Annotated in this window: 9 protein-coding genes; 3 read left to right on the top strand and 6 right to left on the bottom strand. The window is 71.3% G+C overall.

Annotation, left to right across the window (positions count from 1 at the left end; translation table 11 throughout):
* Positions 1-45 precede the first annotated feature (45 nt).
* The 3 genes from FNH05_RS19315 to FNH05_RS19325 form a co-directional block, all read right to left on the bottom strand.
* Positions 46-264 carry a DUF5703 family protein gene (locus tag FNH05_RS19315; RefSeq protein ID WP_144590100.1) on the bottom strand — a complete coding sequence of 73 codons (219 nt, stop codon included), beginning with the start codon at positions 262-264 and terminating at the stop codon, positions 46-48.
* Positions 261-1,268 (bottom strand): YncE family protein, encoded by a 1,008-nt coding sequence (locus tag FNH05_RS19320; protein ID WP_144590101.1) that lies wholly within the window; start codon positions 1,266-1,268, stop codon positions 261-263. The genes FNH05_RS19315 and FNH05_RS19320 overlap by 4 nt, the downstream gene beginning before the upstream one ends.
* 75 nt (positions 1,269-1,343) lie before the next feature.
* Positions 1,344-2,300, bottom strand: a complete 957-nt coding sequence (locus FNH05_RS19325) for an aldo/keto reductase (protein ID WP_186382627.1) — start codon at positions 2,298-2,300, stop codon at positions 1,344-1,346.
* Between the two features lie 151 nt (positions 2,301-2,451).
* On the opposite strand from FNH05_RS19325, the gene FNH05_RS19330 reads away from it, so the two are divergent.
* The 3 genes from FNH05_RS19330 (at position 2,452) to FNH05_RS19340 (ending at position 6,146) form a co-directional block, all read left to right on the top strand.
* Positions 2,452-3,288 carry an undecaprenyl-diphosphate phosphatase gene (locus FNH05_RS19330; RefSeq protein WP_144590102.1) on the top strand — a complete coding sequence of 279 codons (837 nt, stop codon included), beginning with the start codon at positions 2,452-2,454 and terminating at the stop codon, positions 3,286-3,288.
* Positions 3,289-3,378: 90 nt separating this feature from the next.
* Positions 3,379-4,089 carry a histidine phosphatase family protein gene (locus tag FNH05_RS19335; RefSeq protein WP_144590103.1) on the top strand — a complete coding sequence of 237 codons (711 nt, stop codon included), beginning with the start codon at positions 3,379-3,381 and terminating at the stop codon, positions 4,087-4,089.
* Positions 4,086-6,146 carry a M3 family metallopeptidase gene (locus tag FNH05_RS19340; RefSeq protein ID WP_246127829.1) on the top strand — a complete coding sequence of 687 codons (2,061 nt, stop codon included), beginning with the start codon at positions 4,086-4,088 and terminating at the stop codon, positions 6,144-6,146. The genes FNH05_RS19335 and FNH05_RS19340 overlap by 4 nt, the downstream gene beginning before the upstream one ends.
* Positions 6,147-6,233: 87 nt before the next feature.
* Here FNH05_RS19340 and FNH05_RS19345 read toward each other — a convergent pair whose 3' ends face one another.
* From FNH05_RS19345 to FNH05_RS19355, 3 genes are read right to left on the bottom strand one after another with little or no spacing between them, the layout of a single operon-like run.
* Positions 6,234-7,223 (bottom strand): malate dehydrogenase, encoded by a 990-nt coding sequence (locus FNH05_RS19345; protein ID WP_144590104.1) that lies wholly within the window; start codon positions 7,221-7,223, stop codon positions 6,234-6,236.
* Complete coding sequence (locus FNH05_RS19350; protein ID WP_246127830.1) at positions 7,220-9,433, bottom strand: FUSC family protein; 2,214 nt, start codon at positions 9,431-9,433, stop codon at positions 7,220-7,222. Before FNH05_RS19350 ends, FNH05_RS19345 begins: the two co-directional genes overlap by 4 nt.
* Positions 9,430-12,462: a GH92 family glycosyl hydrolase gene (locus FNH05_RS19355; RefSeq protein ID WP_144590105.1), complete on the bottom strand. Its 3,033-nt coding sequence runs from the start codon at positions 12,460-12,462 to the stop codon at positions 9,430-9,432. Before FNH05_RS19355 ends, FNH05_RS19350 begins: the two co-directional genes overlap by 4 nt.
* Positions 12,463-12,559 lie beyond the last annotated feature (97 nt).

Below are 12,559 nucleotides of genomic sequence, written 5' to 3' on the forward strand. Positions count from 1 at the left end.
ACCGTGAAGGGACCCTTCACGGCAGCAACAGCGAGGCGTTCCCGGTCAGGAGGCCAGGTACCCGGTGGCGGCGGGCTGGCGCTTCCGGCGGAGCCAGACGCGGCGGGAGCCGTCGGCGTAGAGCCGGACGGTGGACAGTTCCCATCCGGCGAACTCGGCGTGGATGGACAACTGGGTGGCGGCCGCACGGCGGGACAGGCCCGGTGGTAGCTGCAGCCGTCGGTACTCCCAGTCTTCGTCGACCACCGCCTCCTGTGACTTCATGGCTGGATCACCTGGATCCCTTCTCCCGTTGCCGAGCCGACGAGCACCCGGGAGGTCCGCTCGTCGACGGTCACCGAGTTGGGTTGACGCACGGTGGGGAAACGGTACTTCTCGACCGGCTCGCCGCCCCGCACGTCGAAGCCCACGACCTCGTTGCGCTCGGTCAGGGTGACCCAGGCCAGCGCGCGTGAGGGGTCGTAGGCGATGCCGTAGATCCCGCCGGGAACCGGGTAGAGCTGGCGCAGCAGCAGCGGGCTGGTGGAGAAGGCGAGCAGCGCGCCGCCCCGGGTGTCGGTCACCAGCACGCGCCCGAACGAGTCGGCCACGGCGTTGGTGGCGCCGTCACCGGCGCGCAGCCCGGAACCGACCTGCCCGTTCGCCACGTCCAGCGAGAACACGGCCGTGCGCAGCCGGTCGAGCACGAGCGTCTCCGTGCCGGAGCGCACCACCTGGTCGGCGCTGTAGAGACCGCCGCTGATCGTCTTGGTCACCGTGTCGCCGTGGACGACGTCGACGGCCTTGCGGTCGCGGACGGCCACGAGCGTGTCGCCGTCGCTGCCGACCGCGTCGGCGGGCTGGCCGGGCACGGCGACTTCGCTCGCGTGCCCGTCCGGGCCGATCCGGTCGACGACACCCTTGCCGGGGATGGCCGCGAGCACCTGGCCGCCGGCGAAGCTCAGCCGTTCGACGGTGCCGGAGACGGGAACCCTGGCCGGGGACGCGGTGAGGTCGTCCAGACGGTAGAGCAGCACCGACGCGGGCTGGTCCACGGCTACGGCGAGGGTGCGGCTCGCCGCGTCGGTGGCCATCGCGGTCACCGGGGAGGCCGCCACCACCGTGCCCGCCGGAGGGGTGGCGGGCACCGGGGAGACGGCGGCCGCGGCCGCCACCGGATTGGCCACGATCTGCAGCTCGTCACCGCCCTTGCCGGTGTCGGACGTGCAGCCGGAAGCCAGTAGCGCACACGCCAGTGGCATCGTGACCCACACGGCGGACCTCCGCACACGACCTCCGGACCTGTCGTCGAGCCCCAGCATCCTCCACAATGCCCGCCACGTCACCTTGCTGTCACCTGCTTGTCATTTGGGCCACCGCTCCGGGTAACCGAACTGGATCGCACTGACGTCGTCGAGTGCGGCCTTGATGGCGTCGGGGAGGGTGATGGCCTCCGCGGCGAGCGAACCGGTCAGCTGCCCGGTGTCGCGGGCGCCGACCACCGGCGCCACCACCCCGGGCCGGTCGCGCACCCAGGCCAGCGCCACGGAGAGCGGGGAGGTGCCGAGACCGTCGGCCGCGGTCGTCACGGCCTCGACGATGCGGGCGGCCCGGTCGGTGCGGTGTTGTTCGACGTAGCCCGCGTAGGCCGGTGACGCGCCGCGCGAGTCGGCGGGGGTGCCGGTGCGGTACTTGCCCGTGAGCACCCCGCGCCCCAGCGGGGCCCAGGGCAGGATGCCGATGCCGTGATGCCGGGCGGCGGGCAGCACCTCCCGCTCCACCCCGCGTTCGACCAGCGAGTATTCGACCTGGGTGGACACCAGGGAGGTCCCGGCGGCCGCGGTCGCGAGCTGCCAGCCCGAGTAGTTGGAGACCCCGGTGTAGCGGACCTTGCCCGAGCGCACCGCGTAGTCCAGGGCGGACAGCGTCTCCGCCAGCGGGACGGTGTCGTCCCACGCGTGCAGCTGCCACAGGTCGATGTGGTCCACGCCGAGGCGCCGCAGTGAGCCGTCCAGTGCCGACAGCAGCGCGCCCCGCGAGGCGCCGCCCCCGAACGGGCCGTCGTTGCGGCGCGCCACGGCCTTGGTCGCGATGACCACCTCTTCGCGCGGGACCACGTCGCCGAGCAGGGAACCGAGGATCCGCTCCCCGTCGCCGTCGGCGTAGATGTCGGCGGTGTCGACCAGGGTGCCGCCGGCGTCCACGAACGCGACCAGCTGGCTCGCCGCCTCGTCGGCGTCGGTCTCGCTGCCCCAGCTCATGGTGCCCAGCGCCATCCTGGAGACGCGGAGTCCCGAGCTGCCGAGCTGTCGCTTCTCCATGGGGACAGAGAGTAACTGTGCCGCCCTCGGGACCGTTTCAGGGCCGGTGCGCAGGGGTGCCCGAGGGGCCATCGACGTCATCGATACCCTCTCGGATCGTGCAAATCCGACAGAACCCGGCACTGCCGGGACACGACAGGGCCCGGTGATCATGGGCTGGTTCGAAGCCATCGTCCTGGGCCTGGTGCAGGGCCTGACCGAGTTCCTGCCGATCTCCTCCAGCGCGCACCTGCGCATCACGGCGGCGCTCGCGGGGTGGGGGGATCCCGGTGCCGCGTTCACCGCGGTCATCCAGATCGGCACCGAGCTCGCGGTGATCCTCTACTTCGGGCGCAAGATCGGCCACATCCTGCGTGCCTGGTTCTTCTCGCTGTACCGGCGGGAGTGGCGGCAGGACCCGGATGCCAGGATGGGCTGGCTGGTGATCATCGGTTCGGTGCCCATCGTGGTGCTGGGACTGCTGTTCCAGGACGCCATCCACCACACCTTCCGCGACCTGCGGCTCACCGCGACCGTGCTGATCGTGTTCGGCCTGATCCTGCTGCTGGCCGACCGGGCCGGCGCGAAGAAGCGGACCCTGGAGCACCTGACCGTGCCGCACGGCATCGGTTTCGGTCTCGCCCAGGCGCTCGCGCTGATCCCGGGTGTGTCGCGTTCGGGCGGCACCGTGAGTGCGGGCCTGCTGCTCGGTTACACGCGCGCCGACGCCGCCGAGTACTCGTTCCTGCTGGCGATGCCCGCGGTGTTCGGCTCCGGCCTGTACGAGGTGAGCAAGATCGGCGAGGGCGCCGGCCCGGAGTGGGGGCCGACGATCCTGGCCACGCTGGTGTCCTTCGGCGTGGGTTACCTGGTCATCTCGTGGCTCATGCGCTACATCAAGACGAACAGCTTCCTGCCGTTCGTGATCTACCGGCTCGCGCTGGGCGCGCTGCTGTTCGCGCTCATCGCCACCGGAACGCTCGACCCGAACGCGGGCCCCGACCTCTGACGGGCCTCTGATCGGCCTCTGTGCGGCGGCGTGGCGGCGTGGCCGCGCGCCGGTCCCCGGCCGGGACCGGCGCGCGGCTACCCTCGGGGCGTGGCTACCGTGATCCTTCTCCGGCACGGCCGCTCGACCGCCAACGGGTCGGGTGTGCTGGCCGGCCGGTCCCCCAAGGTGGGACTCGACGACACCGGACGTACCCAGGCCAAGGCCCTGCCCGCGCGGCTGGCCGGCGTGCCGCTGGCCGAAGCGGTCGTGTCGCCGATGCTGCGCTGCAAGCAGACCGTCGCGCCGCTGCTGGACGAGTTCGGCCTCGGCCGCGCGATCGAACCGCGGCTGTCCGAAGTGGACTACGGCGAGTGGACCGGCCGTGAACTCAGGACGCTGGCGAAGGAACCGCTGTGGCGGGTGGTGCAGGCGCACCCGTCGGCGGCGGTGTTCCCCGGCGGTGAGGGCCTGGCCGCCATGCAGGCCCGTGCGGTGGCGGCCGTCCGCGAGCACGACGCCCGGATCACCGCCGAGCACGGCGACCACGCGGTGTGGCTGCTGTGCAGCCACGGCGACGTGCTCAAGGCGATCCTGTCCGACGCGCTCGGCCAGCACCTCGACTCCTTCCAGCGGATCGTGGTCGATCCTGCTTCGGTCTCGGTGATCCGCTACACCGAGACCCGCCCGTTCGTGCTCCGCCTCAACGACCACGGTGCCGACTTCTCCGGAATCGTGCCGGAAAAGCCCAAGCGCGGTAGGAAGAAGGCATCCTCCGACGCGCAGGTCGGGGGTTCGACGGGACAGAAGGGCCGCCTGTGACCACCCAGTTGACACCGGACAATCCGTTCGCCGCGCCGAGCGAGTTGCCCTACGCGCTGCCGCCGTTCGACCGCATCACCGACGAGCACTTCGAGCCCGCGTTCGAGGTGGGACTGGCCGAGCACGCGGCGGAGATCGAGTCGATCGCGACCAACCCGGAACCACCGTCGTTCGACAACACGATCGTGGCCATGGAGCGGTCCGGCAGGCTGCTGGGCCGCGTGTCGGCGGTGTTTTTCAACCTGACCTCTTCGGACACCAGCCCCTACCGCCAGGAGCTGCAGGCGAAGATGGCGCCGAAGCTGGCCGCCCACCGCGACGCGATCCACCTGAACCCGAAGCTGTTCGACCGCGTGGAGGAGCTGTTCCGGCGGCGGGAGGAACTCGGCCTCGACCCGGAGTCGGCCTGGCTGCTGGAGCGGGTGCACACCGACTTCCAGCGCGCGGGCGCGGGGCTGCCGGAGGCGGACCAGCGCCGGTTGCGGGCGCTCAACGAGGAACTGTCCACCTTGAGCACCCGTTTCCAGGAGAACCTGCTCAACGACACGAACGAACTGGCCGTGCTCGTCGACGACCGCGCGGAACTGGCCGGGCTGTCGGAGGACGCGATCGCCGCCGCGGGTGAAGCGGCCGCCTCCCGCGGCGAGACCGGCAAGTACCTGCTGACGCTGAGCCTGCCGACCAGTCAGCCGTTGCTGGCCTCGCTGGAGAACCGGGCCCTGCGGGAACGGCTGTTCCGCGCTTCGGAATCGCGGGGCACGCGGGGCAACGAGTACGACAACCGGGAACTGCTGTCCCGGATCGCCACCCTCCGGGCCGAGCGGGCCGCGCTGCTCGGGTACGCGAACCACGCCGCCTACGTCATCGCGGACGAGACCGCCCGCACCTCCGAAGCCGCGCTCGGCCTGCTGGAACGCCTCGCCCCGGCCGCGGTGGCCAACGCCCGCCGCGACGCCGAGGAGTTGCAGCGCTATCTCGAACAGGACCTCCCGGGCGCCACGCTGGAGCCGTGGGACTGGGCCTTCTACGGCGAGCGGGTGCGCAAGGCCCGCTACGACATCGACGAGGCCACCCTGCGGCCGTACTTCGAACTCGGCCGCGTCCTGCGCGACGGTGTGTTCTTCGCGGCGAACCAGCTCTACGGGCTCACCTTCACCGAACGCCACGACCTGCCCAAGTACCACCCCGAGGTGCGCGTGTTCGAGGTGTCCGACGCCGACGGCGGCCCGCTGGGGCTGTTTCTCGGCGACTACTACACGCGGGACTCCAAGCGTGGCGGTGCGTGGATGAACACCTTCGTGGACCAGTCGGAGCTGCTGGGCGAACGACCGGTGGTGGTGAACAACCTCAACATCGTCCGCCCCCCGGAGGGCGAGCCGACGCTGCTCACCTTCGACGAGGTGGTGACGGCCTTCCACGAGTTCGGGCACGCCCTGCACGCGCTGCTGTCCGCCGTGCGCCACCCCACGTTCGCGGGCACGAACGTGCCCCGTGACTTCGTGGAGTACCCGTCGCAGGTCAACGAGATGTGGATGCTGTGGCCCGAGGTGCTGGCGAACTACGCCAAACACCACGAGACGGGCGAGCCGCTGCCGTCGCGGCTGGTGAACCGGCTCCAGGACGCCGCGCGGTACGGGCAGGGGTACTCCACGACGGAGTATCTGGCGGCCGCGCTGCTCGACCAGGCGTGGCACGGCCTCGCCCCGGACACCGGGATCGGGGATGTGGCGGGTTTCGAGTCGGCCGCGCTGGAGCGGGCCGGAGTGGCGCTGCGCGAGGTGCCGCCGCGCTACCGCAGCACCTACTTCGCGCACATCTTCAGCGGCGGCTACTCGGCGGGCTACTACTCCTACATCTGGAGCGAGGTGCTCGACGCCGACACCGTGGAATGGTTCCGGGAGAACGGCGGGCTCCGGCGCGCCAACGGCGACCACTTCCGGCGCACGCTGCTCGGCCGCGGCGGGAGCGTCGACTCGATGACGGCCTTCCGCGAGTTCCGCGGCCGCGACCCCGAGATCGCCCCGCTCCTGGCACGCCGGGGCCTCACCGGCGCCTGACCCACACCCCCTCTGGGCCCCTGGCGTGGCCGTGAAGGGTCCCTTCACAGTCGAATCGACCGTGAAGGGACCCTTCACGGCACCGGATCAGATCAGGCCGAGGCCCCGGACCGCGTCGCGCTCCTCGGAGAGCTCGGCGACCGAGGCGTCGATGCGGGTGCGGGAGAACTCGTTGAGCTCCAGGCCCTGCACGATCTCGTACTTGCCGTTCCTGGTGGTGACCGGGAACGACGAGATCAGGCCCTCCGGCACGCCGTAGGAGCCGTCGGACGGCACGGCCATGGAGGTCCAGTCACCCTCGGCGGTGCCGTTGACCCAGGTGTGGACGTGGTCGATCGCGGCGGAGGCGGCCGACGCGGCCGAGGACGCGCCCCGGGCCTCGATGATCGCGGCGCCGCGCTTGGCGACGGTGGGGATGAAGTCCTCGGCGAGCCAGGTCTCGTCGTTGACGGCCTCGGCGGCGTTCTTGCCCGCGACCTCCGCGTGGAAGATGTCCGGGTACTGGGTGGCCGAGTGGTTGCCCCAGATGGTCATCTTCTTGATGTCGGCGACGGTGACACCGAGCTTCTTGGCCAGCTGCGCGAGCGCGCGGTTGTGGTCGAGGCGGGTCATCGCGGTGAACCGCTCGGCGGGCACGTCGGGCGCGTGCGACTGGGCGATGAGCGCGTTGGTGTTGGCCGGGTTGCCCACCACCAGCACCTTGATGTCGTCGGCCGCACCGGCGTTGATCGCCTCGCCCTGCGGCTTGAAGATGCCGCCGTTGGCCTCGAGCAGGTCACCGCGTTCCATGCCCTTGGTGCGCGGACGGGCGCCCACCAGCAGCGCGACGTTCGCACCCTCGAAGGCCTGCTTCGGGTTGTCGAAGATGTCGGTGCCGGCCAGCAGCGGGAACGCCCCGTCTTCCAGTTCCATCGCGGTGCCCTCGGCCGCCTTGACCGCCTGCGGGATCTCCAGCAACCGCAGCTTCACCGGGGTGTCCGGGCCGAGCAGCTGACCGGACGCGATGCGGAACAGCAGCGCGTAGCCGATCTGGCCGGCGGCGCCGGTGACGGTGACGTTGACGGGGGCTTGGGTCATTGCGTACTCCTGCGGACGGGTTCCGTTGTGCGCGAGCCCTCACCTGCCTCGGCCCGGCCGGGGGCGGCAAGCTCGGCGTCGCTTGTGTTCGTGATGCTATCCGTCCCCGCCGAAACCGACCGGGTGCGTCGCCTCACGTTCGCCTGAACCGATTCCGTGGACCGGACGCCGAACACCCGCCCCAGCGCGATCACGGCCTCGTCCAGCCTGCTCAGGCTCAACAGGACGGACCGGGCCTGCGCGGTGTCCTCCCGCGTGGTCACCGAGGTTTCGCCACCCCGGTCGAGTCGGCGCTGCGTGCCGTTTCCGACCGCCTCGAGCAGGATCCCGATATTGCCGATCAGGCGGCCGGTGAGGGTGGTGAGCCGGTCGTCGGCCGACAGCAGGCCGGGCTCGGCGCGAGCGGCCACGTGGCGGGCCCGGAAGGAGATCCGGTCCAAAGTGGTGAGTACGTAGGAGCCGTAGTCGCGACGGCTGTTGACGCTCATCGGATGCGTCAGCGGCTCCACTGTGGTCCGGACCTGTTCGACGGAGCGGTCGAGCTCACGCGAGAGTTCGATCACGTTCACGTTCTCCCGGCCGGTCAGCAGCGACTCGGCCGCCTCGAGGAAGTCCCGCAGGTCCGCCAGCACCGACTCCAGGTCCGAGCGCAGCACCGTGCGCGTGCGCACCGGCACCACCGCGATCGCGGCCAGGATGCCCGCGATCGCGCCGACCGCGGTCTCGGCCACCCGCAGCCACAGCACCTCCAGGGTGAACGCGCCCAGCAGGCTGTAGAGCAGGCCGAGCAGGCAGGTGACGAAGAACGACATCACCACCTGGGAGACGCGCGCGGTGTAGACCACGCAGAACACACAGGCCAGGATCAGCAGCACGGTGGCCGTGACGTTGCCGGTGACCAGCAGCGCGAGCAGCATCCCGCCGAAGATCCCGACGAGGGTGCCCGAGACCCGCCGCATGCCCTTCACCAGTGTGGCGCCCGCGGTGGAGGTGTTGAGGAACACCACGAACACCGTCAGCACGGCCCAGTACCAGCGCTGCGGCGAAACCAGCTCACCGCCGAGCATGGCCAGGCCGCCGCCGATCATCGCCTGGATGGCGCTGCGGGTCTGGTTGTCGTAGGCGACGAGCCGCTTCTTCGCGGGCGGTTCGGGCTCCGGGATCTGGGCCTCGGCGGAGTAGTCGTGCTCGGCGATCCGCTGGGCGTTGACGTCGGCCAGCGCGAGTTCGGCGATGGCGCGCCGCAGGTCGTCGCCAGGGCCGCGCCGGTCGAGGCGGCTGCCGGAGACGAGCATCCTGCTGAACTCGTCGGTGTCGCTGATCACCGGCAGCTCCTGCGGGTCGTGCTCGATGAGCGATTCGAAGCGCAGCAGCCTGCCGATCAGTTCGTCGCGGACCTCGTCGGGCAGTTCTTCGGTACTGGTGCGGCGCGTGGTGATGGACAGCCACTTCGCGGCCAGCTCGACCTCGATCGCGCGGCGTCGCAGCAGGTCGGACGCGGGCGGGTCGAGGACCTCGCCGATCGCGTCCTCGATCATCAGGACCGCCTCGTGCAACCGGGAGTCGGCGCGCAGCAGCTGTTGCCGCCGCCATCCGGTGCCGCCACCGGCCAGGTACGCCGCCGCGGCCCTGGCCACCGCGGAGAGCCGGGCGCGGAAGGCCTTGCGGATCCGCAGCAGCTCGCGGTCCGGATCGCGGCGCAGCACCCCGAACCGGACGAAACCGTTCGCGCAGATGCCGACGAGGAGGGCGAGCAGGTATCCGGGCAGCTGGGCAGGCTGGATCCGCAGGAACATGGCGAAGAAGAACATGAAGAAGGCCAGCGCGCCGAGGGCGTTGCCGCGCGGGGCGAAGCGCTGCGCGTAGACCGCCAGGAAGATCAGCACGATGAACAGCAGGTTGTCCAGGGGCGGCGCCGCCTGGCCGAACGCGGCACAGGTCATCGACAGCGCCCCCGAGCAGAACGCCAGCACCAGGGTCACCACCTGTGCCCGTGGTGCGCGGTCGTTGACCGTGAAGGCCGCCTGCATGGCCGCGACCGCGGCGACCATGATCGTCGGGATCGTCCTGCCCGCGGCGAGCAGGACGACGATCGACAGGCCGATGCCGAACACCGCCAGCAGGGCGCGGCGCAACCGCAGCAGGCCGGGGTCGGCGGCCACCAGCCGGTCGCGCAGCCTGTCCCACATGAGCAGGAGACGTTCCATCATCGCTCTCCGGCCAGCAGTTCCCACTGGGCGAGGCAGGCGCGCCTGCCCGCCGCCGCGGTGACCCGCAACCGGTAGTGGACGAAGGCGGCGGGGCGGGCGAGCGCGAACGGGCGGGTCTGGCGCCGCCACGGGAAGACCTCGCCGTCCCGCTCGTCCAGTACCTCCCAGCGGTGCCCGTCGGCGGAGCCTTCCAATGTCCAGGCACTCGGCGCGCCGCCGGTGCCGGAGGTGAGGGTGTAGATCTGCACCGGCCTCGGCGGACCCTCCGCCGTGTACTCCACGACCGGGGTCGCGGTGCGGAAGGTGATCTGGGTGCGGCTGGTGTCGTCGAACAGTGCCGTCACCGCGGTGCCGTCGGAGGCGCGGGCCCGGGCCGGAACCAGGTCGGTCAGCGGACGCGGGGGTCGCCCGTCCGTGGTGAGTGACGGCGGTTCCGTGCCCCACTGGGACGGGGTTTCCGACAGGTGGAACTCCAGCGTCGCGCCCGCGGTCAGCCGGTGGTGGGCGATCCAGGCCTGTTCGTGCGGTACTCCGTCGACCCGCAGACCCTCGACGTAGGGACCGCGCCCGGTGGTGGTGATGATCACGTGCCTCCCGTTCTCCAGCCGGATCCGCGCCTGGCCGAACAGCGGCGCGCCGAGTACGTAGCCGGGGCTCGCGCCGCCGGGGGCTAGCGGGTACAGCCCCAGCGAGGCGAAGACGTACCAGGCGGACATTTCACCGTTGTCCTCGTCGCCCGGATAGCCCTGGCCGATCTCACTGCCCAGGTAGCAGCGGGTCAGCACCTCCCGCACCACGGCCTGCGCCTTCGCCGGGGCACCGGCGTGGAGGTAGAGGAACGGGATGTGGTGCGAAGGCTGGTTGGAATGGCCGTACTGGCCCATCCGCACGTCCCGCGCCTCCGTCATCTCGTGGATGACACCCCGGTAGGAGCCGGGACGGCGGCCCGTTTCCGGGGTGGCGAAAAACGTGTCCAACAGGGACTCCAGGGCGGCCGGGCCGCCGTGGAGGGCGGCCAGGCCCGTGCCGTCGTGCGGGACGCCGAACGCGGTGTTCCAGCCGTTGGTTTCGGTGTAGTCGTATCCCCAGACCGCCGGATCGTAGGCCGAGGGGTCCCACCGCCACCGGCCGTCGGCGTGCCGCCCCTGGAAGAAGCCGGTGCGCCGGTCGAAATGGTGCACGTAGCGCAGCGCCCGGTCCCGGAAGTAGCGGGCCTCGTCCGGATGCCCGAGTGCGTCGGCGAACCCGGCGAGGCCGAAGTCGTCGACGCACGACTCCAGCGCCCACGACAGGCCCTCCGGGGTGGACAGCGGGGTGTAGCCGAGGAAGATCGACTCGTGCAGGCCCTTGCGGCCCACGGCGCGGTTCGGCGGGGCGACCGTCGCGTTGCGCAGCGCCGCCCGGTAGGCGGTCCCGGCGTCGAAGTTCCGCACGCCCTTGAGATAGGCGTCGGCGAACGCGACGTCGGAACTGGTGCCGGTCATCAGGTCCGCGTAGCCGGGGGAGGACCAGCGGGAGATCCAGCCACCCTCGCGGAACTGCTGCACGAACCCTTCGATCAGCTCGCCGCAGCGGGACGGCGCCAGCAGCGCGTAGGCGGGCCAGACCGTGCGGTAGGTGTCCCAGAACCCGTGGTTGACCGACATCGGCCCGCCGGTGACCTTCGCCCCGGTGCGGGTACGGGTGCTGGGCCGCAGCCGCCGCACGACCGGGCTGGCGTGGTGACGGCCGCCCGGGGTCTGTTCGTGGGCGGAGTTCGGGTAGAGGAACAGCCGGTACAGGCCCGAGTAGAAGGTGGTGAGCTGGTCCTCGGTGGCCCCGGTCAGCTCGATCCGCCCGAGCAGGTCCCGCCAGGCCGCGCGGGCCCGGTCCGTGACTTGCTCGAAGGTCGTGCCCGCCGGGATCTCCTCCTCGAGGTTGCGGCGGGCCTGCGCGAGGCTGATCAGCGAAGTGGCGATCCGCAACCGCACGGTGGAACCCGGGAACCGCAGACCCCTGCCCCGCCGGCGCCCTGGCTCGTCGAAGGTTCCGTACACGAACATCCGCCGGGCCCCCACGGACAGGCGGCCGGCCACGCTGCTGTGTCCGGTGACGATCCCGTGACGCGGGTCGAGCCGGACCCCGCCGCGGCGGCAGCCGAACCGCACCTCGGCCGCGCCCGGGAACCCGAATTCGAACAGCGCGCCGTGGTCGGTCGGCGCCAGGTCCACCCTGATCCCGCAGTCGAAGCGCACCCCGTAGTGATGGGGCCGGTCGATCTCGTGCTCGTGCCCGAAGGCCAGCGCCCGCCCGTCACCGGGCATCACGTGCCAGCTGTGCCGGTCGCCCATCCAGGGGCTCGGCTGGTGGCTGACCGCGAAGGCGGCCAGTTCGGGCCGGTTCGCCGCGTTGTTGCGGCGGTGGTACTCGTACAGCCAGCTCGTCGAGGCCGCATCGGTGACCGGGGTCCAGAAGTTGAAGCCGTTCGGCACCGCGGTCGCCGGGAAGGTGTTGCCTCGCGAGAACTCCGCGCTGGAGTGCGTTCCCCTGGTGGTGCGCACGTGGTCCACCGGCTCCCGGGGGCGCGGCGGCCGCTCGGCGACGCGCACGTCGTCGACCCAGCCGGTACCCTCGCCGGACACCACGAGCAGGATCGCGCGGACCCGCCGCCCGGCGGGCAGGGGCCGCCGCACAAGGTTCCACTGGTCGAGGTAAAGCGACTTGGGATCGAGCCGGCCGGTGAGCCCGCCGCCGTCGTCGAACTCGACATCGAGCGCGACGAGGGTGCTGCGGTAGGTGGGTTCCCCGTCCGACTCGGGAAAGACCACATAGGACAGTTCGGTGTGCTCGGTCACCGGGAGATCCACCTCGAACAGCCGGTGGACCCCTGGTTTCGTGTAGCGCAGGGCCCGCAGCCCGGTGAATCCGGCACCGGTGCGGGCGGTGGGCGAGCGGACGGGCCCGGCGCCGATCCCGACGCCGATCCCGACGTCACTGCCCGGTAACGGATCCCCCTCTTCGAAGGAGGAGAAGAACCGGTCGCCGCTCACCCTCCCACCGTAACCGTGACGGGCCTGCCCGAGCGCGAACAACGGCCGCGACTTTGCCGTGAGGGGTCCCCTCACAGCAATCCGCAACCCCCTGTGC

Source organism: Amycolatopsis rhizosphaerae, assembly GCF_007713715.1.
Lineage (GTDB): Bacteria > Actinomycetota > Actinomycetes > Mycobacteriales > Pseudonocardiaceae > Amycolatopsis_E > Amycolatopsis_E rhizosphaerae.